Raw genomic sequence first — 23,113 nt, 5'->3', positions numbered from 1 at the left:
GACCGGCTCAGCGCTATCTGTGCTAGTATAAACGCGGAGTACGGCCATGGCCCCCAGCTGGATGCAGCTTCTCATTGTCCTGATCGTCGCCCTGTTGCTGTTCGGCGGGCGCGGACGGATTTCCTCGATCATGGGTGACATGGCCAAGGGCATGCGGTCCTTCCGCAAGGGCCTGAATGACGATGATGACGAGGAGGAAAAGACCTCGTCTGCGTCTGGCAAGTCGCTCAAAGACGACAAGATGGTCAACGTCACCCCTGAAAAGGACAAGACGAAGTCGTCCAGCTGACGCCCGGGGAAGGCTGATCCATGCTTCCTCAATTTGGAATGACAGAATTCCTGCTGATTGCGGTCATCGCCCTGATCGTTGTCGGCCCCAAGGACTTGCCCATGATGATGCGCAAGCTCGGCCAGTTTGTGTCCAAGGGCCGCTCCATGGCGCGCGAGTTCCAGTCGGCCTTCGATGATATTGCCCGTCAGGCCGAGCTTGATGAGCTGCGCAAGGAAATCGAGGATCTGCGCCGCGACAACCAGCTCACCCAGGCCGTCGATGACCTGAAGAAGACCGAGGCGGACATCAACCGCAAGGTCATGATGGAAAACCCGCTGCCGGATTCCGACGCCGACAGCCGGGGACCAGGCGCCATGCCGGAGACGGAAGAGACCGAACAGGCCGCATCGCCGGACGAGGCCGAGGCGCCCGCCAGCCCCGCTGAAACCGAAAAAGCCGGGGATGCCGCGCCTGACGATACCGGCAAGAAAGCCTCCTCTACATGAGCCAGGACATGCGCGAGGACGAACGCCCCGACATCACTGATGATGACGAGATGGAAGCTTCGCGCGCGCCTCTGCTCGATCACCTGATCGAGCTTCGCTCGCGGCTAATCTGGTCAATCGTTGCGCTGGCGCTGGGGACGATTGGCTGCTTTTTCATCGCACGCCCGCTCTACAACATCCTGCTCGGGCCCCTGGTCGCCGTCGCGGAACTCACCCGCCAGGATGCCAATTTCGAGCTGATCTATACCGCGCCGCTGGAAGTCTTCTTCGTGCAGCTCAAGCTCGCGCTCTTTGCCGGCGTCTTCGTCGCCTTTCCGATCATTGGCTGGCAGATGTACAGCTTCGTCGCGCCGGGGCTTTACCGCAAGGAAAAGGGGGCGGTGCTGCCCTTCCTGATTGCTGCGCCGGTCCTGTTCGTGATCGGGGCGGTGTTCGTCTATTTCGTGATGCTGCCGCTGATCTCCCGCTTTGCGCTGTCCTTCGAGCAGCTGGGCGGGGATGGCATCGCTGCCATCACGCCGCAGATCAAGGTGTCGGAATACCTCTCGCTGGTCATGGCGCTGATGCTTGCTTTCGGCCTGTCCTTCCAGCTGCCGGTTGTGCTCAGCCTCATGGGGCGCGCCGGCATTATCGGGTCGGACACGCTGCGGTCCGGGCGCAAGTATGCGGTCGTGGCCATTCTGGTCGCCGCCGCCTTCTTCACCCCGCCCGACCTCATCTCGCAGGTCATGCTCGCCGTGCCGGTCTACGGCCTCTACGAAATCTCGATCTGGTGCGTGCGCATGATGGAGAAGAAGGCCGAAGAGGAAGAGGCCGCGCGGGAGGCTGAAGAGTAGCCCGCCCCACCCTGACCCTCCCCAGAGGGGAGGGAACGCGAGGGAGACATCGCACGGGGCCCTCTCCCTCCCCGCTTACGGGGAGGGTCGGGGTGGGGCAAATCTCCCTCATCTCCCCGGTTCCGCTTTGCGCCCAATTCCTCTACAGGGGGCCGGTCTTCAAGTTTAGCAGTGAGTCTCGCACCATGTTCGACATCCGCGCGATCCGCGAAAATCCCGAGGCCTTCCGCGCCGCCTGGAACCGCCGCAAGCCGGGACTCGGCGATGCTGTGGACGATATCCTCGCCCATGATGGCGCCCTGCGGAAGGCTGTTACCGACAAGCAGGAAGCCGAGAGTGCGCGCAATGCCAACTCCAAGCTGATCGGCCAGGCCAAGGCCAAGGGCGACGAGGCCGAGTTCGAGCGCCTGCGCGCGGTCGTGGCCGAAGCGAAAGACACGATCGAGGCAGCCGGCGAGCAGGAAGCCGCCGCCCGTGAGGCGCTGGACGAGATCCTGCTCGGCCTGCCGAACCTGCCGCTGGACGATGTGCCGGTCGGCGAGGACGAGGACGGCAATGTCGAGCAGAAAAAGGTCGGCACGCCGACCGCGTTCAGCTTCGCGCCAAAGGATCATGCCGACCTTGGCGAGGCGCTCGGCATGATGGATTTCGAGACGGCGGCCAGGATGTCCGGCTCCCGCTTCGTGCTGCTGCGCGGGCAGCTGTCGCGGCTTGAGCGCGCGCTGGCGAACTTCATGCTGGATGTCCAGACCGGCGAGCATGGGTACACTGAGACCACGCCGCCCGTCCTGGTTCGAGATGAGGCGCTGGTCGGCACCGGACAGCTGCCGAAATTCGGCGAGGACTCCTTCCAGACAACGGATGGTCTTTGGCTGATCGCGACGTCTGAAATATCGCTGACCAACAGCGTCCGCGAATCCATCCTCGACGCTGACGTCCTGCCCAAACGCATGACCGCGCACACGCCATGCTTCCGCTCCGAAGCAGGCAGTGCGGGGCGCGACACAAAGGGCATGATCCGGCTGCACCAGTTCAACAAGGTCGAGCTCGTCTCCATCGTCCGCGACGAGGAAGAGGGCCTCGAGGAGCTGGAGCGGATGACGCGCTGCGCCGAGACCATCCTCGAGCGCCTTGAGCTGCCTTACCGCCGCATGCTGCTTTGCACCGGCGACATGGGCGCGGGCGCGCGGAAAACCTATGACCTCGAAGTCTGGCTGCCGAGCCAGGACACCTATCGCGAGATCAGCTCCTGCTCCTATTGCGGGGACTTCCAGGCCCGGCGCATGGATGCGCGCTGGCGCCCGAAGCCGACCGAGGACAACCCGAAACCGAAGCCCGAATTCGTTCACACGCTGAACGGCTCCGGCCTCGCGGTCGGGCGCACGCTGGTCGCCGTTCTGGAGAACTATCAGCGCGAGGACGGCACCATCGCCGTGCCGGACGCCCTGAAGCCGTATATGGGCAGGCTGGAAGTGATCGGGGCGTAAGCTCTTCCGCCCTTCGGGCACCTCCCCCGCAAGCGGGGGAGGATCAAGCAAAAGCGAGCATTTGGAATGAAAATCCTCCTCACCAATGATGACGGTATCCACGCGCCGGGGCTTTCCATTCTCGAAAGCATTGCGCGCGAGCTGTCCGACGATATCTGGATCGCCGCCCCCGAGGTCGAGCAGTCCGGCCAGTCGCGCTCCATCACGCTGACCCAGCCGGTGCGCACACGGAAGGTGCGCGAACAGTGCTGGGCGGTGATGGGCACGCCGTCCGACTGCGTGCTGATCGCCTTGCAGGACCTGATGGACGACAAGCCGGACCTGATCCTGTCAGGCGTCAATCGTGGCCAGAACATCGCCGAGGATACAAGTTTCTCCGGCACGGTGGCGGCTGCCATGTTCGGCATGCAGCAGGGCATTCCTTCCGTCGCGCTGAGCCAGGCGCAGAGCTTCCGTGAACGCGGCTCGCTGCCCTGGGAAACGTCGAAGAAATGGGGCGCCACAGTCCTGCGCCCGCTCATCGAAAAAGGCTGGCCGGATGATGTCGTGATGAACGTCAATTTTCCCGACCGCGAGCCCGATGAGGTCGACGGGATCGAGATCACCCGTCAGGGCTTTCGCGACGAATCGATTATCCACACCGAAAAGCGCGAGGATCTGCGCGGCAACGATTATTACTGGATCGGCTTCAAGGGGCGTCTGTCGAAGCCCGACGAAGGCACCGACCTGCGGGCCATTTATGAAGGCCGCATCTCTGTCACGCCGCTGCATGTCGACCTGACGCACAATCGCTATCTCGAGGAGCTGAAAGCCTCATGGCGGACCTGATCGCCGATCCGTTTCGCGCAGCCCGCCTCGTGCTGCTGCTGCGCCGCCAGGGCATTCGCGACGACGCTGTCCTGTCGGCGATGGAAACGATCGACCGGTCCGTCTTTGTCGAGCCGGCGCTGGCCGAGCTTGCCTATGAGGACACGGCCCTGCCGATCCCGTGCGGCCAGATGATCCCGAAGCCGGTGGTCGTGGCGCAGCTGCTCGGAGCGCTGCAGGCAACGCCGGGCAAGGAAGATCGCATCCTCCTCATTGGGGCGGGCAGCGGTTACATGCTCTCCCTGCTGGCACAGATCGGACGGCATGTCTGGGCGCTCGACCGCTACCAGAAGCTTGTCACCGACGCGCGCGCCCGGATGCTTGAGCTGAAAGTCGACAATGTCACGCTGAAGCATGCCGACGGTCTCAATGGCTGGCCGGAGCACAAGCCTTATGACCGCATCCTGCTGACCGGCGCGGTCAGCGGCATTCCCGATGCGCTCCTGTCACAGCTTTCGCGCAGCGGCGCGCTGGTCACGCCGTTCAATCAGACAGGCAAGGACCAGGTGATCCGGCGGGTGACCGCGACCGGCGAGGAAACCGATTTCCCGATTCTCGAACCGCTCCCGCTCCTGAGAGCCGGGAAATCAGCCGCGCTTTAGGCGTTCGGCTCGTCTGGGCTATTCGATGTCCGCGCCGGCGCATTCGCCTTCGGCCGCAACGCTTGCGCCAGCAGCAGCCGCTTCGCAGGCATTGCCATAGGTCTGGCCGTCACAGCCGCAGACCGGCATGTATTCCTGCGTGCAGACCTCCGGAATGGGCTGGCACGTGCCGCTTCCATCCATGATTTCAAGGCACTGGCCGTCGGGCTGCTGGCAGTAAAGGCCGGCCGGGCAGGAAATGCCGGCAACGCCGCCACACATGGCGCCTTCAGCATCGGGGGCCGGGGCAGGGGCCGCAGGCGTTGCGTCGGCTGGCGTGGTGTCCTCGACGGGCGCCGGATCGGCAGCATCGACCGGCTCGGCCGGCGTCTCGCCCGGCTGGCAGGCAGCGGCCAGAAGAGCCGCGAATGATACGATCAGCAAGCGCATGGTCAGACCCCCGTCTGTGATTCCAGACCGCAATACGCGCATGGCCGGGCCGGAAAGGCAATACGCTGCCTCGCCCGCCCGGCCATGTTGTTACAGGATTGACCGGTCTTTAGCCCTTCTTGCCCGCCGCCAGCAGGGCGAAGATGTTCTGGCCGTGCTCACCGCCCGCATTGAAATGGGTCTGAACGGAGGTGTCGGTGATCTTGTCCCAGGCCGCTTCGACGGCCTCGGCCGTCAGCGCGTCGCCCTGGCCGACATAGGCGCCCCTGGTTTCGACGATTTCGGCCATGGAGAAGGCACCGGCGCCGGCCGACAGGATCATGCCCGTCGGGGCATCCTGCTTGACGAGGTTCATCACGCCCGGCGTGACATATTCCGGCTTCAGCTGGGCCAGCACCTCTTCCGGCATCAGGCCTTCGGTCATGCGGGTCGCGGCGACCGGGCAGACAGCGTTGATCTTGATGTTGTTCTTGGCGCCTTCGATCTTCAGCGTGTTCATCATGCCAACGAGGCCGAGCTTGGCCGCGCCATAGTTTGCCTGGCCAAAGTTGCCATAAAGACCGGTCGACGAGGTCGTCACGACGATGCGGCCGAAATTCTGCTCCTTCATGATGTCCCAGGCGGCCTTGATCGGCTTGAACGAGCCCATCAGGTGAACGTCAACGACGAGCTGGATGTCTTCCATCGTCATCTTGGAGAAGGACTTGTCGCGCAGGATGCCGGCATTGGCGATGAGGATGTCGATGCGCCCCCACTTGTCCATGGCGTCGGCGATCATCTTCTTGACGCCGGCATCATCGGTCACCGACGAGCCATTCGCGATGGCCTCGCCGCCGAGCGCCTCGATTTCCTTGACGACATTGTTGGCTGCTTCCGAGCTGCCGCCCGAGCCGTCCATGGAGGCGCCGAGATCGTTGACCACGACCTTGGCCCCGCGGCGGGCCAGTTCCAGCGCGTGACAGCGGCCAAGGCCGCCACCGGCGCCCGTGACAATCGCGACCTGGCCATCAAAACGGATGTTCGACATGAAAAGACTCCTCAGAACAGTATGAAATTCGAATGGCGAGCCTTGCAGCACCCGCTCACGTAAACGTCAAGCATTGGCGCAGGGTTAGCGCTTGCGGGCGCGGTTGCTGCGTGATGAAACTCGCCCACCAGAAAACAGGAGGAACGACATGCTGGCTTATGTGACGCTCGGATCGAACAATATCGAGAAGGCACTGGCCTTCTATGATGCGCTGATGCCGGAGCTTGGCGCCCAGCGCTTCTTCGACAACGACCGGCTCTATTTCTACGGCACGGGCCCTGGCCAGCCGATGCTGGCGATTGGCGGCACCTATGACGGCGAGCCGGCCACGGTCGGCAATGGCGTGATGCCGGCCTTGGCGTGCAAGGACAACGAAACCGTCGACCGCGCCTACAAGAAGGCCATCGAACTCGGCGCCAAGGATGAAGGCGAGCCGGGCAATCGCATGCCGACCTTCTACGGCGCCTATTTCCGCGATCCGGACGGCAACAAGATCTGCGTCTGCAAGCTCGGCTAGGCCTGCGCTTCAGACCAGGAAACAAAAAAAGACCGCTGGCTTTCTGCCGGCGGTCTTTTCTTATCATCAGACGGGCAGCGCTTACGCGGCTTCGACCTCGCTGAGGTCGCCTTGGCGCAGCAGGCGCAGCATGCCGTCGTCGATATAGCGCATCAGTGGACGGCCGTCGGTTTCTGGCTGGCGATTGACCCAGTCGGCATGTTTCTGGCGCAGGTCGCGTAGCTTCTCCATGCGCTCATCAAGGGCGCCGGAAGCGTTCAGGACCGCGTCGACCTGGTCTGTCGTGACCGGGCGCGGCTCCATATTGACCGTCTGTTCGCGCAGGGGGACGAAAGTCTTGCGTTTCATATCTCACTCCTTTCAGTCATTGCTCACAGTGTGATCAACGCGCGGGCCCCGGACGTGTTCCAGCATCAATCCTGAAGAAGAGGGGTAGAGCGCGACCCGCTCGCAGGCTAAGGCTGAATCATCCGGGTCAGGAGGAGATCGGTATGGAATGGGGCTGGGACAATGCGCGCGCGCTGATTGGCATCGCGCTGATTTTCGGAATCGGCTGGATCCTGTCAGAACGGCGCAAGGCATTTCCCTGGCGGATCGTGCTAGGCGCCGTGGCCATCCAGTTCGCCTTCGCGCTCGTCCTGTTCGGCCTGCCGCCCGTGCGCAACATCCTGTTCAAGGCCAATGTGATCGTCGATGGCCTGCAGGAAGCGACCCGCAACGGCACAAGCTTCGTGTTCGGCTATGTCGGTGACAATGTCGCGGCCAGCAACATCATGGCGGGCGATGCACCGCCGCTCTTCTTCTTCCAGATCCTCCCCGTCGTGATCGTTGTCGCGGCCCTGTCAGCAATCCTCTGGCACTGGCATATCCTGCGCTGGATCACCAAGGGGTTTGCCTTCGTCTTCCGCAAGGCCATGGGCCTTGGCGGGGCCACATCGCTCGCTGTGTCAGCCAACGTCTTCATGGGCATGACCGAGGCGCCGGTCCTCGTCAAACCGTACATCAAGGGCATGACGCGTTCGGAAATCTTCATCCTGATGACGGCCGGTTTCGCGACCATCGCCGGCTCCGTGCTCGTCATCTATACGACCTTCCTCGACGGGGTGATGTCAAACCCGCTGGCCCAGCTTCTCACGGCCTCGATCATTGCGGCGCCGGCTGCCGTGGCCATGGCCCTGACCATGGTGCCGGAAACGGCTGAGGAAACCGAACGCGCCCACGAGCCGGATTTCGAATACAACTCGACCATGGACGCCTTCGCGACCGGCGCGGCCGATGGCCTGCAGATCGTGCTCAACATCGCAACCATGCTGATCGCGGCGCTGGCACTGCTCTGGCTGGTCAATGCCGGGCTTGGCGTTTTCCCGGATGTGGCGGGAGAGCCGCTCTCGATCCAGCGCATCCTCGGCTGGATCTTCGCGCCGCTGATGTACATGATCGGCGTGCCCTGGCAGGAAGCTTCGCTGTCCGGCTCCCTGATGGGCATCAAGACGGTGCTGACCGAATTCGTCGCCTTCATCGAACTTGGCAATATCCCGGAAGACGGCATGGACCCGCGCACGCGGATCATCACGGCCCACGCCATTTGCGGCTTTGCCAATTTCGGCTCCATCGGCATCCTGATCGGCGGGCTCAACATCATTTCGCCTGAGAGGCGAGCAACCTTCCTCGAACTCGCCTGGAAGACGCTGATCGCCGGTACTCTGGCGACCTGCCTGTCGGGCGCAGTTGTCGGCGCGCTGCCGGTGCAACTGTTTACCGGTGGGGCAGGCTAACGCAGCGGTGGGGCTCGTCAGGGCGGGGTGAGCGACCTAGTACTCTTGGTGACAGTGTTCCCAATGAATGAGTTCTCCCCATGCCGCTCCGCCACCTGCTCGCGACATCTGCCAGCTTTGCCGTTGTATCCGCCTTTGCGGCGCATTCGCAGCAGGTTCAGACCGGTGAGCGCTTGCAGCCGGTAACGGTCTATGGCGACCGTTCACCTGAGCAGCCCGGCAGCGTGGCAACCCTCGATACCGAAACCATCGCCACCATCGATGCAGACCACCCGGCTGAAATCCTGAACCAGCTGCCCGGCGTGAACATCCAGATGAACTCCGGCCAGGAGCACCTCATCGCGCTGCGCTCGCCCGTGCTGACCGGCGGGGCGGGGCAGGGGAGTTTCCTCATCCTGCAAAATGGTGTGCCGACCCGCTCGCCTGCCTTCGGTAATGTGAACTCGCTGTTCGAGATCCACCACGAAACGGCAGAGGCCATCGAGATCGTGCGCGGGCCGGGCTCGGCCAAGTATGGCTCGAATGCGGTGCACGGGCTGATCAATATCTTCCAGGGTGAGCCGACCTTCGGCGATTCCCTCGATACGCGAATTTCGGGCTCAACGCTGGGCCGCTACAAGGCAGACCTCACGGGCAATCTGTCCTCCGGGCTGCGCGCCTCATTGTCCCTGCAGGACGATACCGGCTGGCGGGACAATACTGGTGTCGAGCAGCAGAAGCTGTCGGTAGCCTATGCCTTCGACGCCGCGGGCTGGGACGGGCTCGTCTGGGTCAGCGCGTCGAACCTCAATCAGGAGACCGCCGGTTTCATCGAGGGCTACAAGGCCTATCGCGATGATGACATTGCCAGCTCCAATCCGAACCCCGAAGCCTATCGCGATGCGCAGTGGGCAATGGGCGCTGTTCGCCTCTCACGCGAAATCGGTCCGGGCGAGCTGACGCTGACGCCCTTCTATCGCTGGCAGGAGATGGCGTTCGCCCAGCACTTCCTGCCGAATGGCGGTGTGGAGGAGAACGGTCACGACGCGTTTGGCCTGCAATCGAAATACGAGGTCGAGGCCTCTGACGCGCTCACCCTCCGCATTGGCGCCGATGCCGACATCGCTTCGGGCTGGCTCAAGGAAACCCAGCTTGAGCCGTTCGGCTTCTTTCCCGGCGATACGCGTTTTCCGGTGGGTGTCCACTATGACTATGAGGTCGACACCACCGTGCTGGCGCTCTGGAGCGAGCTGGAATGGGCGGTCTCGGACACGGTGACCGTGCTTGCAGGCCTGCGCGGTGAAACGCATGATTATGACTACTCGACCGCCGCCCCGCCGGGGCCGAACGGTCGCTTCCTCGTGCCCGATGACCGTGAGGACAGTTTCGACCTGCTGACACCGAAGCTTGGCGCAATCTGGACGCCCGAGGGCAGCGCGGTCAGCTACTACGCGAACTATGCCCGCGGCGAACGCGCCCCGCAGGCCTCAGACCTTTACCGCCTGCAGTCGCAGCAAGGCATTGCCGAGGCCGACGTAGAGACCATGGACAGTTTCGAGATCGGCGCGCGCGGGACGGCCTTGGGTGACCGGCTTGCATTTGATGTCGCCGCCTATCATGCCGAGAAGGAGAATTTCTTCTTCCGCGACTCCGATGGCCTGAACGTCACCGACGGCTCGACCCGCCATCAGGGCATCGAGGCGCAGGCGAGCTGGGACGTGCTGGGCGACGGGGTCTTCACCGTGTCGGGCACAGCGACCTATGGCGACCATACCTACACGTTTGACCGCATCGTCGCCTCGGGTTCGGAAGTCATCCGTTCCGGCAATGAAGTTGATACCGCGCCGGACTGGCTGGGCGACCTGCGCCTGACCTGGCGGCCCACGGAAGCCTTCGAGGCGAGCCTGTCGGCGGAGTATATCGGTGAGTATTTTACCGATCCCGGCAACACGCGGACCTATCCCGGCCACACGGTCACATCGGCGCGGGCCTCATATGCGTTCACCGACGATCTCGAAGCCTTCGTCATCGTGCGCAACCTGTTCGACCTCAACTATGCCGACCGGGCCGACTTTGCCTTCGGCGGCAACCGCTATTTCCCGGGCGAGCCGCTGAATGCGACCTTCGGTGTGCGCAAGCGGTTCGATTGAGCGGGGCCTCCCCAACGTCAGTCTTCGCTCATATTGCCGAATGGGTTAAACCTCCCGCCAAACAGGAGGATCCCATGAAGCTCTATCACAGCCCGCAGGCGCCGAACCCCGAGCGCGTCACGAAATTCCTGAAGGCGAAGGGCAAGCTTGATGCGGTCGAGATCGAGGAGATCTCGATCATGAAGCAGGAGCACAAGTCCGAGGCCTACCGCGAAGTCTCGCCCTTCTCGCAGGTCCCGGCGCTTGTCCTCGACGACGGCACGAAGATCACAGAGAGCCGCGCGATCTGTACCTATTTCGAGGGCGTCTTTCCCGAGCCGAACCTGATGGGGATCGACCCGAAGGAGAAGGCGCTCATCGAGATGTGGGACCGGCGCATCGAGCTGATGCTGTTCATCCAGTTCGCGACCTGGTTCCGCAATGCCCATCCGATGATGGCGCCGCTGGAAAACCCGCAGGTTCCCGAGGCTGCCGCCAAGGCCGAGAAAAGTGCCCGCGCCATGGCCAAGCGCGTTGATGCGCATCTCGCCGAAAACGATTTCCTCGCCTGCGGCCGCTTCTCGATTGCCGACATTACGCTCTACTGCTTCACCGGCTTTGCTGGCGTCATGAAATGGAAGCCGCATGAAGAGTTCGAGAATATCGGCAAATGGATGCCGCGCGTGATGGAGAAGATCGGTTAGAGGCGCGAACGGGCAGAGAAGGTCACGAGCAAGATTGTCAGACCAAGGCCGGTGAGCGTCAGGCCGAACAGCGCGTTGCTGAGAACCGACGTCCAGAAGATGCCCGGTTCCTCTGCCCTCTTAATGAGGCCAACCCGTTCTTCCGTCATGCCGCTCGCGAGCGAGAGACCGACTTTCTCGTAGAGCAGGTATCCGCCGAAGACGGCCAGAAACAGCCCGCCCATTGCGCCGGCGAGTCTTGTCCATGTTTTCCGAGGTCTCATCGCCGCGCTCCGGTGCAGGGTGTTCTGAGTTTACAGGCGCGGCGGATGGGCAAACCGGGTCAGATCGTTCGCACTAACCTGTATCCACAATCGAGCGTTTCGCGCTCCATCAGGTGCCCATACTTCCGCTCCCAGGTGCCATCCTTCAGGTCGCGTTCCAGCCGGGCAAGCGGCTCCGATATGTCACCGATCTTCCAGAAAGATGAGCTGCCCCTACGGATACGTGCGTCGAGATAAGCGGCGGGCCGCTTCCAGTAGGCGGCGAGGAAGCCGTCGGTGCAGTCCTGCGGAATGGGAATGGGCGAAATCTCGACGGGGCCGAGCCATTCGGCATATTTTTCAATCGGCGGCATGATCGCTTCATCCAGCCGGATCAGGCCGGGCAGATAGTCGGTCAGCCAGAAGGCAGGGGCGGCTGCGTCAAAGGTCATGAAGACAATCGGCCCGCGTGTGACGCGCCGCATCTCCGCGCAGCCCTTGGCCGGGTCGGACCAGTGATGGATGGTGAGGCTCGCCATGGCGGCATCGAAAGACCTGTCCGGGAAGGGCAGGGCCTCGGCGACCGCCTGAACGACCTTGGCCATGCCCGGCTTGCGCTGCGCGCTCATTTCCGCAGACGGCTCGACCGCTATGACCTCGCGGTCATCAGGCTCATACGACCCGGTGCCTGCCCCCACATTCAGGACGCTTCTCGCATCGCCCAGTGCGGCATGGATCTGACGCGCAATCCGCGCATCCGGCTTGCGAAGCTCAGCGTATTTCAGACCGATTGTGTCATAGAGCGCGTTCATCAGCTGGCTGATAGCACCGTATCGCCAGTCAGTCGCGTCGATTGTCCGGCCAGATCAGACCGGCGCCCGCTACGCTGGGCGAGGGATAGCCGGCGTCATGCGCAAAGGGCAGGTCACCACCGGACCGGAGCGCGTCCAGGATCACGGAAAAATCCGTCTGAAAGCTGAAGCCGAGATCACGCTGAAAGGCAGACGCATCGTACACACGCCCGATACTTGCCGGAAGGGCCCAGCCGCGCTTCGCATACAGCTCTGGCGCGTCCGGGAAATAGCGGGCAATGACGCTGGCAGCGTCTGTCATGAGGGTGGCGCAATCTTCTTGCTGGAAGGGAGTCGGCGCAGAGACGAGATAGACGCCAAAGCCGAGCGCTGGCGCCTTGTCCAGCGCTGCAATATGGGCGCGGGCCGCATCTTCAACCGTCATTCGCCGGTTCAGGAATTCGTTGGCCTTGAGGTGTTCGGGCGGCGGGTCGGTTAGCGTGTCATCGTCTTCGGGAAAGAAGCGCGAAGTCCGCAGGACGAGACAGGAAAGGCCTGTCTGCTGGTGCACCTCGCGGCAGAGATTTTCAGCAGCGAGCTTGGAGACGCCATAGATGTTGCGCGGCGCGAGTGGTGCATGCCCCTCGTCCAGCCAGGTGGCTTCGTCGCTGTCTTCAGCCCGGATTGCTTGCGAGATCATCAGCGATGTCGTCGAGGTGAAGACAAACCGGTTGTGACCGGCGGCAACCGCCGCTTCGAGAAGGTTCAGCGTGCCGGTCACATTGACGTCGATGAAGGCTTGCCTTGGGAACCGGGCTATGTCCGGCTTGTGCAGCGCACCCGCGTGGATAATTGCCTCGATCCCATGGTGCGCAACCACACGGTCGACAAAGGACCGGTCGGCAATTGTGCCGATCTCCTGTGTGAAAGGCCCGGGAGCCACATCGACGCCGGTGACCGAATGGCCCAGAGATTCAAGCATGGGAGCGAGATGGCGCCCGAGCCAACCAGTCGAGCCTGTCAGAAGAACATGCATCAGACCTGTCTATTCCGCCGCAACGGCCTCGCGCTGTGCCGCCAGCCAGGCATCAATGTCCACCAGCGCCCGTTTCGCCTGAACGCCTTTCTTCGCGCGCCCCTTGGCCTTGCCGCGCAGGCGCCGGCCCTCTTCATCCTTGTTGGGGATGGTGCCGGGCTCGGGATCCGGGAATAGGCCGAAATTGATGTTCATCGGCTGGAAGCTCTGCTTGCCTTCCAGGTGACCGCCCGTGATGTGGCCGATCAGGGCACCGAGCGCTGTGGTCGGCGGTGGCGGTGTGAGGTCCCGGCCCAGCCGCTCAGCCGCTGCAAAGCGCCCGGCGAGCAGGCCCATGGCTGCGCTTTCGACATAGCCTTCCACACCTGTCACCTGGCCTGCAAAACGCAGCCGCGGCATGGATTTCATGCGCAGCTGATTGTCGAGCAGCTTCGGCGAGTTCAGGAAGGTGTTGCGGTGAATGCCGCCGAGCCGGGCGAACTGCGCATTCTCCAGCCCCGGGATCATCCGGAAGATGTCCGCCTGCGCGCCATATTTCAGCTTGGTCTGGAAGCCGACCATGTTCCACAGCGTGCCGAGTGCATTGTCCTGCCTCAGCTGTACGACCGCATGCGGCTTCACATCCGGCTGATGAGGATTGGTCAGGCCCACCGGCTTCATCGGCCCGAAACGCAGCGTCTCGCGCCCGCGCTCGGCCATGACCTCGATGGGCAGGCAGCCCTCGAAATAAGGCGTGTCCTTTTCCCAGTCCTTGAACTCGGTCTTCTCGCCGGCAATCAGCGCATCGATGAAGGCGTTGTACTGGGCCTCGCTCATGCCGCAATTGATGTAGGCCGCTGTGTCGCCGCCGGGGCCTGGCTTGTCATAGCGGCTCTGTTTCCACGCCTTGTCCATGTCAATGCTGTCGAAATAGACGATCGGCGCGATGGCATCGAAGAAGGCGAGGTCCTCTTCGCCGGTATGGGCGCGGATGGCGTCTGCCAGCTTCATCGAGGTGAGCGGCCCGGTCGCGATGATGACGCTGTCCCAGTCTTCCGGCGGGATACCCTCGATTTCCTCGCGCACAATGGTGACGTTCGGATGGGCTTCCAGCGTCGCGGTGATGTCCTCGGAAAAGCCTTCCCGGTCGACCGCCAGCGCGCTGCCGGCGGGCACCTGGTGCTTGCCGCCCTTCGTGATGATCAACCCGTTGGCGCGCCGCATCTCCTCATGCAGGACGCCCACGGCATTCGATGTGTGGTCGTCGGAGCGGAAGGAGTTCGAGCAGACCAGCTCGGCCAGCTTGTCGGTCTGGTGGGCCTCGGTGCCGCGCACGCCGCGCATTTCATGTATAATGACGGGCACGCCCATTTCAGCGGCCTGCCAAGCCGCTTCGGACCCGGCCATGCCGCCGCCAATGATGTGGATCGGTTTGATGCTCATGACCCGCGATGTGCGCTCTCAGGCGCTCGCGGTCAAGGAAGCCCGGCACCCGGCGCTGGACGCGCGCAGTGCTCGACCTAGCTCCGCTTCCGGTCAGCATGGTCGGCCAGGGAGTGTCTCAGCGTGCAACTGACAGAAGGTCCAGTCCGTCAAAGTTTCTCGAAAGTCTGGATTCCGATGATCAGTGGCGTGCTCGCTGTAAAGGCGATCGGCGTTTCGGATGCGTATTTTGTAGGGCAGCTTGGTGAGGCCAAGCTTGCGGCGATTTCCTACACGTTTCCGGTCGTCATGACGCTGATCAGCCTTGCGATCGGGCTAAGTGCAGGGGCCTCATCGGTTCTTTCACGCGCGATTGGCGCAGACGCTTCGGCAGAAAAACAAGCAGAAATCGTGACGGGTGCGGCCGGCATGGCGGTTCTTGTCTCCATCGCGATGTCTGTTCTCGGCTTCCTTTTCATCGGACCGGTCCTCTCGCTGATGGGCGCTGAAGGCGATATCCTCAAGGATGCGACCTGGTTCATGCAGATCTGGTTTGGCGGCGTGATCTTTCTCGTCCTGCCAGTGGCAACGAACGGAATGCTCCGGGCGACCGGAGATGGTGTCAGCCCGGCAATCCTGATGAGCGGGACCGCCATATTGAACATCGCGATCAATCCGGTGTTTATCTTCGGTCTGGGCCCCATCCCGGAACTCGGCATGCAGGGGGCTGCCGTCGCAACCATTACGGCGCGCGCCGTAGCCACTGTCGGGGCCTTCTACCTGCTGTGGCGAAAGAACCTGCTTGCACTGAGCACCGCATCGCTCGTCCACGGGCTTCGCAGGTGGCAGGAAGTCGCGCGAATTGGCCTGCCTGCATCGCTGTCCACGTCCGTCAATCCTATTGCGCTGAGCATCGCCACGGCGGCGGTTTCGACGCTCGGTTCAGCGGAGGTTGCCGCTTTTGGCCTTGTGACCAAAATCCAGTCCTTTGCCGTCGTTCCCCTGCTTGCCCTGTCAGCGGCGTCAGCGCCGTTCGTCGGGCAGAATAGCGGGGCCGGGAATACGGGCCGCTCGCGTGACAGTTTGTGGTTCTGCGCGCGGGTCTCCCTTGTCTGGGCTCTTGTTCTGGCTGTGGCTTTCTATTTCGGGGGCCGGTGGCTCGTATCCTTCTTCACCGAGTCCGCCCGGACGCAGGAAATCGCTGCCCTGTACCTCGCCATCGTCCCTGCGTCTTACGCTGGATATGGCCTGATCGTATCGCTGACCGCAGCCATGAACGGTCTCGGCCGGTCCGTTTCGGGGCTGATGATCGGTGCCGGCCGGGCGATCGGCCTGCTCGCGCCCGGTGCGTGGATCGGCGTGCTGACTGGCGGCTTCCTCGGTCTGGCCATTGCGACGTTTCTCGCAAACACGGTTTCGGGTGTGATCGCTGCCCTGATCGTCATGCGGCACAGCCTGAAGGACATTGATCAGAAAAGTGCCTATCAGCCCGACTGTTACGACAGTGAATAGCTGCCCGCTTTGATTTCGTGACAACAGTCTGTACGACGCGCGCATGACGATTTCCGACGACTCATTTCTCGATCCCGATGACTGGGATGCCTTCCGCAAGCGCGCGCACGACATGCTCGATCACGCGATCGACAAGATGGCGAGCGCGCGGGACGGGCGGGTCTGGACGCCGGTCCCCGAAGCGTTGAAGGCGCAGTTCAAAGCGCCGCTGCCGGACGATGGCACACCAGCCGAACATGTGGATGAGGCCATCCTCGCGTTGTTGCCGTACGGTCCCGGCAATACGCATCCGCGCTTTTTCGGCTGGGTGCATGGGTCGGGCACGCCCTCGGGAATCCTGGCCGACATGGCCGCTGCCGCCATGAATGTGAACGCCGGTGGGCGGGACCATATTGCCCTGCATGTCGAGCGCCAGCTGGCCGACTGGATACGTGGCCTGTTTGGCTTCCCGCCGGAAGCCAGCGGCCTGACCGTCTCCGGGACATCCATGGCCACCATTATCGCGATGAAGACGGCGCGCGATGCCGCGCTCGACTTCAGGTCACGGGAGGCAGGGATCGATGGCGCGCAACTTGTCGCCTATACCTCGTCGCAGGCCCATTCCTGTGTCGCGCGCGCCTTCGACATGCTGGGCCTCGGAAGCGACGCGCTCCGCATCATTCCATCCGATGAGACCTTCCACTTCGCGACCGCTGCGCTGGATGATGCCATCGAAGAAGACCGCGCAGCGGGCCGGCAGCCCTTTGCCCTCATCGGCACGGCCGGCACCGTGAATACGGGAGCCATCGACCCGCTGAACGAGCTCGCCGACATCGCCGCCCGGCATGGTCTATGGTTCCATGTCGATGCCGCCTTCGGCGCGAGCGGCATGCTGTCTTATGCCCTGCGGGACAAGCTCAGGGGGATCGAGCGCGCCCAGTCTTTGGCGTTCGATTTCCACAAATGGATGCATGTCAATTACGATGCCGGCTACGTGCTGGTGCGCGATGAAGCGCTGCAGCGCCGGGCCTTCTCCAATCGTCCGGATTATCTACAGCACAATGAAAAGGGCCTCGCCGCTGGTTTCCCGTGGCCGGTGGATTATGGCCCCGAACTGTCGCGCAGTTTCCGGGCGCTGAAGGTCTGGGCCCACCTGATGGAGCACGGGCCCGCAAGGATCGGGGCGGCTGTGGCCCGCAATTGCGAACAGGTTCGCTATCTGGCCGGCCGGATCGATGATGCAGCCGAGCTTGAGAGGCTGGCGCCGGTCGAGACAAGCATATGCTGCTTCCGCTACCGGCCGCATGACGTGGTGGCCGAAGAGGTGCTGGACCGGCTCAATCAGGCCATCGTCGTCGATCTTCAGGAATCGGGCGTTGCCGCGCCGTCGACGACCCGTCTGAACGGCAAGCTGGCCATTCGCGTGAACATCACGAATCATCGCACCCGCTTTGAGGACATCGACTGTCTTGTCTCGTCGATTCTGGAAGCGGGAGCGCGTATCCGGAATATTGCCGAATAGAATCAGAGACTAGCGTGTTCACCCTCGCTTCATCATCAATTTGGATGATTGCGACGTGTTAGGGTTAACCTAAAACGACCCTCGGGCGCGCTGACAGACTGGTGGGTGGAAATGGCGACCGGGACTGACAATTCTCGCTATGAGCAACTCTTGATGCTTGCCCGGTCACTGTCCGGGCAGGTCCAGGATGCGCGCAAGGTATACTTGCTGGAGGTGCGCCTGAAGCCGGTCATGGACATGCTTGGCGTTTCCAGCCTCGAGCATTTGCTGCGGGAAGTTGGCCGCCAGGTGCCGTCCAATCTCGCCAGCTATTTCGCGGACGCGCTTGTCGATGACGAGACCTGGTTCTTCCGTGAGCGCCACCGCCTCCAGATTGTCGCAGAGGACATTGCCCGGCGGGCCAGCCAGTCGAGCGAGGCCGCGCCCGTCCGCGTCTGGTGCGCGGGCGGTTCGACAGGGCAGGAGGCCTATTCGCTGGCCATCCTGCTTGACGAGCTGATACCCGGCGGGCGCGCGCAGCAACGCGTCAGCATCGTCACGAGCGATATCGGTTACCGCGCGACAAACCGGGCGCGGGCCGGCACCTTCTCCCACTTCGAGATCCAGCACGGCCTGTCGACGCCTCGCATGCTCAGGCACTTCTCGCGGACAGGCGAACGCGACTGGCTGGCACGCGCGGCCCTGCGCGAGCAGGTACAGGCCTGTCATCACAACCTTCTGGATGGTCCGCTTGGCCCGGCGAGTTTCGATGCGGTCATCTGCCGGAATGTCCTTAGCGGTATGGAAGCGCCGGAACTGGGGGCCGCGATTGGCAATCTCGTGGCCTCGATCAAGCCGGGCGGCTGCCTGTCGATTGGACGCGAAGACACCATTGAATCGCCTCAGGACGTCCGCCTCATGGCCGATACCGAGGTTGGCAGCGGCATGTACCGGCTCCTCAGCTGAAACTGTTTTCACCATTCGCTGCTGAAGCTGATACCAGGGCCGTTGCCGGTTCGACCGGCAGGGGTTACCTCCTGCTGCATGACAAGAACATTCAAGACACCTCCAGCCGAGATTCTGGAGACACTCATCGACCGCTGCCTGAAGGAAGGCGCGACGGCCGCAGATTGCAGTCTGGGCATCTCTGAAGGCGTCAGCGTCGATGTGCGGGACGGCAAGCTCGAGAATGTCGAGCGCTCTGAATCGCAGGGCATTGCCCTTCGCGTCCTGTTCGGCCAGCGCCAGGCGCATGTGTCGGGCTCCGACCTTTCCGACGACGCGATCACGGCGATGGCGGAACGCTGCGTGGCCATGGCGAAGGCCGTCCCCGAGGACAAGTTTGCCGGGCTGGCGCCGGAAGAGCTGCTCGCCAAGGATCCGCCTGTGCTGGACCTTGAAGGCGACGGCGAAATCCCGATCGACCGGCTGGAATCCGATGCCATCGCAGCCGAAGCGGCCGCGCTCGCGGTTGATGGCGTGAAGACGGTGTCCGGCTGCGGCAATGGCTGGAGCCGGACCGAGCGCTGGGTGGCCGCATCGAACGGCTTCTCGTCTTACCTGTCCGGTGGCTCGACCGGGCTTGGCCTGGCCGCCGTCGCCGAACGCGATGGCGCGATGGAGCGTGACTATGACAGCTGGAGCGTGCGCAAGATGGCGCACCGGCCGTCACCCGAAGAGATCGGCCGCACTGCCGGTGAGCGGGCCGTCGCCCGGCTCGGCCCGAAGAAGGTGAAGACGCAGAAGGGCGTGGTCATTTACGACAAGCGCGTCGCGCCGAGCCTGATCGGTGCCTTCCTCGGCGCGATCTCCGGCCCGTCCGTGGCGCGCGGTGTCAGCTTCCTGAAGGACCGGCTGGGCGAGAAAGTGTTCGCCGGCGGCGTGAACGTCGTAGACGACCCCTTCCTCGAAAAGGCGCTTGGCTGCCGCAACCATGATGGCGAAGGCCTGCCGGTCGAGCGCAAGCTGCTGATCGAGGACGGCGTGCTGACCCGCTGGCTGCTGAACATGTCGTCGGCCCGTCAGCTTGGCCTGGAGCCGAACGGCTTCGCCAGCGGCGGCTTTGGCAGCATTCCGGGCGTCGGCACCTCCAATGTCCACATCGAGGCCGGGGAGAAGTCGCCGGAGATGCTCATGAAGGAGGCAGGCAAGGGCCTTCTTGTCACCGACATGTTCGGCCCGTCCATCAATCCCAATACGGGCGACTATTCGGTTGGCGTGGCTGGTTTCTGGTTCGAGGATGGGGCTGTGCGGTACCCGGTGTCGGAAGTCACCATCGCCGGCGACCTGCCATCCATGTTTGCCCGGCTCGTCCCGGCGTCGGACCTCGAATTCCGCGGTCGCCGCAACGCACCGAGCGTGATGATCGAGGACATGTCGATTGCAGGCAACTGAACGCCGCTTTTCCGACCGGACACAGCTGCTGCGAGAGGTGGCGTTAGAGGCTGGCAGCCTGGCGCTGGCCTATTTCGAAAAGGGCACGGTGCCGTCCTGGGAGAAATATCCCGGCCATCCGGTGACCGAGGCCGACATTGCCGTCAACAAGCTTGTTCACGACCGGCTGATGGGGGCCTATGGCGACTATGGCTGGCTGTCGGAGGAAACGGCCCTGTCGCGCCATACGCAGCGGCTGGAGACCGTCTGGTGCGTCGACCCGATCGACGGCACGCGCGCCTTCATGAGCGGGCAGGCCTATTGGTGCATCGGCCTCAGCGTGATCGAGCACGGCCAGCCGGTTGCCGGTGTGGTGCATGCCCCGGTTCTCGGCGAGACCTATTGCGCCGAGCGGGGCAAGGGCGCGACCCTGAATGGCGACCCCATCCAGACCAGCACGCGCGAGCAGGAAGACGGCTGCCGCATGATCGCGGCCGAATCCATGCTTAACCATCCGGCCTGGAAAGTTCCCTGGCCGGACATGCATCTCGCCAATCCCAAGCCGAATGCCACCCTGCTGCGGATGTGCTGGGTCGCCAGCGGCACCTGGGACGCGACCCTGGTGCTGTGGCGCAAGTCCGACTGGGACCTTGCTGCCGGCACGGTGATCGTCAATGAGGCAGGCGGCATAGCCTCGACGCATCTGGGTGAACCCTTTATCTTCAATCGCAGCGAACCTGCACAGAGAAGCCTGATTGCAGCTGGAAAGGCTCTGCATCCTCTGTTAGTGGAGCGCGTCAAAGGGGTGCGGCTTCCCGATCCGAACTGGACGGTGCGGCCCTATGACAAGACTGAGACTACGGAGCAAAAGCCCATGGCCGACATGCCGGAAGCCAAACAATTGCTGCATATCGTCATCGGCGGCGAATTGAAGGACGTCAAAGGCGTCGAGTTCGAGGATCTCTCGAAGATCGATTTCGTCGGCGCCTTCCCGAGCTACAAGGCGGCTTATGACGCCTGGAAGTCGGCAGCCCAGCGGACGGTCGACAATGCCGAGATGAGATATTTCATCCTGCATGCGCACCGGCTGCTCGATCCGGAAACGGGGTCGCACCATCACGTCTGATAAAGCTGGCGGGCGCGGGGGCGCACGCAGCCTCTGGCGGCTGATCCGGGAGCGGTACCTGCCGCACTGGAAGTGGTTCGCGCTGGGTACGGCCTGCGCCGCCATCACTTCGGTGGCCGCCGCGTCCTACGGCTATCTCCTGAAACTCGTCGTCGAGGGGCTGGAAGACCTTGCGGGCCCCGAGACAACGGGCGTGCCCGCCTATCTCTGGTGGCTGGTCGGTATCATCGGTGCGGCGGCGGCTATCCGCTCCCTCTCGCTTTATGGCATGACCCTGGCCAACAATACCGGCGTCCAGCGCGCCATTGTCGATATCCAGGCCGACCAGTTCGATTCGCTGACCGATGGCGACTTCGCGCGCCTCTCAGCAGACCGCACAGGTGGTTTCGTCTCGCGTTTCATCAATGATGTGAACGCCCTTCGCGAAGCGGGACTGAGGCTCGCCAACAATCTGACCAAGGGCGTCCTGACGGTGATTGGCGTGCTCATCACCATGCTGATCATGGACTGGAAGCTGACGCTCGTTCTGCTGGTGATCTATCCGATTGCCTTTGCGCCGGTGATCGCGCTCGGCAACAGCGTGCGCAAGCGGTCCAAGAAAGCGCAGAACCAGATCGGGGAGGTGACCTCGCTCCTGTCAGAGAGCTTTCAGTCGGCCCGCGTGGTCAAGGCCTACGGGCTGGAGGACTATCAGAAGGCGCGCGCCCGCAAGGGCTTCGTCGAACGCTCGCGTCTGTTCCTGAAAGTCCTGACGGACAAGGCGGCGGTCGATCCGATCCTCGAGATTACGGGCGGCCTGGCGCTGGTGGGTATTCTCGGCCTCACCGCCTGGCGGATTGCCGAGGGCGACACATCGCTCGGCAATTTTGTCGGCGTGATTGGGGCCGTTGCTGTCGCGGCGCCGGAGCTGCGCGCGCTCGGTACGCTGAATGCGGTCGCCCAGGAGGGCGGGGCGGCGGCAGACCGGGTTTTCGAAATCCTCGACGCCGATCCGGCCATCAAGGACCGGGATGATGCCATCGCCCTCACAGCGCCCAAGGGCGGGATCGAGTTTCGCGATGTGCACTTCGTCTATCCGGATGGGTCCATCGCCCTGAAGGGGCTGAATTTCTCGGCCAATCCGGGTGAGACTGTCGCGCTGGTCGGGCCGTCGGGCTCGGGAAAATCCACGATATTCAACCTGTTGCTGCGCTTATATGATCCGCTTTCAGGGTCGGTCTGTGTCGATGGCAACGATATTCGCGGCTTTACAGGTGCGAGTCTTCGCCGGGCGACCGCACTGGTGGCCCAGGAAGCGCTGCTCTTCGACGATACGATAGCCGCCAATATTGCGCTCGGCCGGATGGGCGCGAGCCGGGACGAGATCAAGCAGGCCGCCAAGGCGGCCAATGCGCATGACTTCATCCTCTCCCTGCCGGGCGGCTATGACGCCATGGCTGGTGAAATGGGCCGCAACCTCTCAGGCGGCCAGCGCCAGCGTATCGCGCTTGCCCGGGCCATCCTGCGCAATGCGCCGATCTTGATGCTGGACGAGGCGACCTCCGCGCTCGATGCCGAGAGTGAGGCCAAGGTGCAGGCGGCGCTGAACGCGTTCTCGAAGGACCGCACGACGCTGGTCATCGCCCACCGCCTTTCCACAGTCCGTTCGGCCGACCGGATTGTCGTGATCGAGGATGGCAAGGCGGTTGAAGAGGGCACCCACCTTGAGCTCATGTCCGTGGCGGGCGCCTATAAGCGGCTTGTGGAGCTGCAGCTGAGCTGAAGGCGCGATCCTTTCCAAGCCAGTCCCCCTCATCCCCGTGCTCCGGCGCATCGACATGCGATGCTTCTCCCTGCGCCCTCTCCCGAGGGAGCAGGGGGAGAGACCAATCCATCCCACCCCTCTGAAACCCATGCTCCAATTCGGGCCATGCTGACCCGCGCCTGGATTCTTGAAACGCTGGCCCTGCTGCCGCTCTATTATTGGCCGGTCTTCTTCCTCGAAGTCTGGCGGTTCGAGCGGTATTACCGCGCCTACCGGGCC

23 protein-coding genes are annotated in these 23,113 nt (G+C 63.1%); 16 read left to right on the top strand and 7 right to left on the bottom strand.

The window, feature by feature from the left end; all coding sequences use genetic code 11:
- Nucleotides 1-46: 46 nt before the first annotated feature.
- The 6 genes from tatA (at nucleotide 47) to D1227_RS18935 (ending at nucleotide 4,569) form a co-directional block, all read left to right on the top strand.
- Nucleotides 47-289, top strand: a complete 243-nt coding sequence (tatA, locus tag D1227_RS18960) for a twin-arginine translocase TatA/TatE family subunit (protein WP_199288211.1) — start codon at nucleotides 47-49, stop codon at nucleotides 287-289.
- 20 nt (nucleotides 290-309) lie between these two features.
- On the top strand, nucleotides 310-777 hold the full coding sequence (gene tatB, locus D1227_RS18955) for a Sec-independent protein translocase protein TatB (protein ID WP_119376508.1): 468 nt from the start codon (nucleotides 310-312) through the stop codon (nucleotides 775-777).
- Nucleotides 774-1,613, top strand: coding sequence for a twin-arginine translocase subunit TatC (gene tatC, locus D1227_RS18950; protein ID WP_119405793.1), 840 nt, complete (start codon nucleotides 774-776; stop codon nucleotides 1,611-1,613). The genes tatB and tatC overlap by 4 nt, the downstream gene beginning before the upstream one ends.
- A gap of 185 nt (nucleotides 1,614-1,798) precedes the next feature.
- Nucleotides 1,799-3,100 carry a serine--tRNA ligase gene (gene serS, locus D1227_RS18945; RefSeq protein ID WP_119405792.1) on the top strand — a complete coding sequence of 434 codons (1,302 nt, stop codon included), beginning with the start codon at nucleotides 1,799-1,801 and terminating at the stop codon, nucleotides 3,098-3,100.
- Nucleotides 3,101-3,166: 66 nt separating this feature from the next.
- Nucleotides 3,167-3,928, top strand: coding sequence for a 5'/3'-nucleotidase SurE (gene surE / locus D1227_RS18940; RefSeq protein ID WP_119405791.1), 762 nt, complete (start codon nucleotides 3,167-3,169; stop codon nucleotides 3,926-3,928).
- Nucleotides 3,916-4,569, top strand: coding sequence for a protein-L-isoaspartate(D-aspartate) O-methyltransferase (locus tag D1227_RS18935; RefSeq protein WP_119376512.1), 654 nt, complete (start codon nucleotides 3,916-3,918; stop codon nucleotides 4,567-4,569). Before surE ends, D1227_RS18935 begins: the two co-directional genes overlap by 13 nt.
- 18 nt (nucleotides 4,570-4,587) lie before the next feature.
- Here the strand turns inward: D1227_RS18935 and D1227_RS18930 are convergent, their stop codons facing one another.
- Both D1227_RS18930 and D1227_RS18925 read right to left on the bottom strand, forming a co-directional pair.
- On the bottom strand, nucleotides 4,588-4,998 hold the full coding sequence (locus D1227_RS18930; protein ID WP_119405790.1) for a Kazal-type serine protease inhibitor domain-containing protein: 411 nt from the start codon (nucleotides 4,996-4,998) through the stop codon (nucleotides 4,588-4,590).
- A 109-nt stretch (nucleotides 4,999-5,107) separates the two neighbouring features.
- Nucleotides 5,108-6,025, bottom strand: a complete 918-nt coding sequence (locus D1227_RS18925; protein WP_119376514.1) for an SDR family NAD(P)-dependent oxidoreductase — start codon at nucleotides 6,023-6,025, stop codon at nucleotides 5,108-5,110.
- Between the two features lie 148 nt (nucleotides 6,026-6,173).
- Here D1227_RS18925 and D1227_RS18920 point away from each other — a divergent pair, with 148 nt between their 5' ends.
- A complete protein-coding gene (locus D1227_RS18920; RefSeq protein WP_119376515.1) occupies nucleotides 6,174-6,542 on the top strand; it encodes a VOC family protein in 369 nt (122 codons plus the stop codon).
- 81 nt (nucleotides 6,543-6,623) lie between these two features.
- Here the strand turns inward: D1227_RS18920 and D1227_RS18915 are convergent, their stop codons facing one another.
- The gene (locus tag D1227_RS18915; RefSeq protein WP_119376516.1) at nucleotides 6,624-6,890 is read right to left on the bottom strand and encodes a hypothetical protein; all 267 of its coding nucleotides are present in this window, start codon (nucleotides 6,888-6,890) and stop codon (nucleotides 6,624-6,626) included.
- A gap of 143 nt (nucleotides 6,891-7,033) precedes the next feature.
- On the opposite strand from D1227_RS18915, the gene D1227_RS18910 reads away from it, so the two are divergent.
- The 3 genes from D1227_RS18910 to D1227_RS18900 all read left to right on the top strand — a co-directional run bounded on the left by D1227_RS18910 (nucleotide 7,034) and on the right by D1227_RS18900 (nucleotide 11,129).
- Entirely contained in the window at nucleotides 7,034-8,317 is a 1,284-nt protein-coding gene (locus D1227_RS18910; protein WP_119376517.1) for a NupC/NupG family nucleoside CNT transporter, read from the top strand.
- An 80-nt stretch (nucleotides 8,318-8,397) separates the two neighbouring features.
- A complete protein-coding gene (locus D1227_RS18905) occupies nucleotides 8,398-10,446 on the top strand; it encodes a TonB-dependent receptor (RefSeq protein WP_119405789.1) in 2,049 nt (682 codons plus the stop codon).
- Between the two features lie 74 nt (nucleotides 10,447-10,520).
- Nucleotides 10,521-11,129: a glutathione S-transferase family protein gene (locus D1227_RS18900; protein ID WP_119405788.1), complete on the top strand. Its 609-nt coding sequence runs from the start codon at nucleotides 10,521-10,523 to the stop codon at nucleotides 11,127-11,129.
- Here D1227_RS18900 and D1227_RS18895 read toward each other — a convergent pair.
- Genes D1227_RS18895 through trmFO form a run of 4 tightly spaced genes read right to left on the bottom strand, consistent with a single transcriptional unit; the run spans nucleotide 11,126 to nucleotide 14,620 of the window.
- Nucleotides 11,126-11,392 carry a hypothetical protein gene (locus tag D1227_RS18895; RefSeq protein WP_147373356.1) on the bottom strand — a complete coding sequence of 89 codons (267 nt, stop codon included), beginning with the start codon at nucleotides 11,390-11,392 and terminating at the stop codon, nucleotides 11,126-11,128. The genes D1227_RS18900 and D1227_RS18895 overlap by 4 nt on opposite strands.
- A 59-nt stretch (nucleotides 11,393-11,451) precedes the next feature.
- The gene (locus tag D1227_RS18890; RefSeq protein ID WP_119405786.1) at nucleotides 11,452-12,183 is read right to left on the bottom strand and encodes a class I SAM-dependent methyltransferase; all 732 of its coding nucleotides are present in this window, start codon (nucleotides 12,181-12,183) and stop codon (nucleotides 11,452-11,454) included.
- Between the two features lie 28 nt (nucleotides 12,184-12,211).
- Entirely contained in the window at nucleotides 12,212-13,198 is a 987-nt protein-coding gene (locus D1227_RS18885; RefSeq protein WP_119405785.1) for an NAD-dependent epimerase/dehydratase family protein, read from the bottom strand.
- A 9-nt stretch (nucleotides 13,199-13,207) separates the two neighbouring features.
- Nucleotides 13,208-14,620, bottom strand: coding sequence for a methylenetetrahydrofolate--tRNA-(uracil(54)-C(5))-methyltransferase (FADH(2)-oxidizing) TrmFO (gene trmFO, locus D1227_RS18880; protein WP_119405784.1), 1,413 nt, complete (start codon nucleotides 14,618-14,620; stop codon nucleotides 13,208-13,210).
- Nucleotides 14,621-14,743: 123 nt separating this feature from the next.
- Between trmFO and D1227_RS18875 the strand changes: the two genes are divergently transcribed.
- From D1227_RS18875 to D1227_RS18850, 6 genes are all read left to right on the top strand, one after another.
- Nucleotides 14,744-16,111 (top strand): MATE family efflux transporter, encoded by a 1,368-nt coding sequence (locus D1227_RS18875; protein ID WP_147373355.1) that lies wholly within the window; start codon nucleotides 14,744-14,746, stop codon nucleotides 16,109-16,111.
- 43 nt (nucleotides 16,112-16,154) lie between these two features.
- The gene (locus D1227_RS18870; RefSeq protein WP_119405782.1) at nucleotides 16,155-17,612 is read left to right on the top strand and encodes a pyridoxal phosphate-dependent decarboxylase family protein; all 1,458 of its coding nucleotides are present in this window, start codon (nucleotides 16,155-16,157) and stop codon (nucleotides 17,610-17,612) included.
- Between the two features lie 153 nt (nucleotides 17,613-17,765).
- The gene (locus D1227_RS18865; RefSeq protein ID WP_158586726.1) at nucleotides 17,766-18,557 is read left to right on the top strand and encodes a CheR family methyltransferase; all 792 of its coding nucleotides are present in this window, start codon (nucleotides 17,766-17,768) and stop codon (nucleotides 18,555-18,557) included.
- A gap of 78 nt (nucleotides 18,558-18,635) precedes the next feature.
- Entirely contained in the window at nucleotides 18,636-19,985 is a 1,350-nt protein-coding gene (locus D1227_RS18860; protein WP_119405780.1) for a TldD/PmbA family protein, read from the top strand.
- On the top strand, nucleotides 19,972-21,090 hold the full coding sequence (locus tag D1227_RS18855) for an inositol monophosphatase family protein (protein WP_119405779.1): 1,119 nt from the start codon (nucleotides 19,972-19,974) through the stop codon (nucleotides 21,088-21,090). The genes D1227_RS18860 and D1227_RS18855 overlap by 14 nt, the downstream gene beginning before the upstream one ends.
- Complete coding sequence (locus D1227_RS18850; RefSeq protein WP_119405778.1) at nucleotides 21,041-22,852, top strand: ABC transporter ATP-binding protein; 1,812 nt, start codon at nucleotides 21,041-21,043, stop codon at nucleotides 22,850-22,852. The genes D1227_RS18855 and D1227_RS18850 overlap by 50 nt, the downstream gene beginning before the upstream one ends.
- Nucleotides 22,853-23,113: the final 261 nt, after the last annotated feature.

Source organism: Henriciella mobilis (genome assembly GCF_003576315.1).
GTDB classification, from domain to species: Bacteria; Pseudomonadota; Alphaproteobacteria; order Caulobacterales; family Hyphomonadaceae; genus Henriciella; species Henriciella mobilis.
Note: the sequence above shows the minus strand (reverse complement) of the source record. Positions and strands in the feature narration are given on the sequence as shown.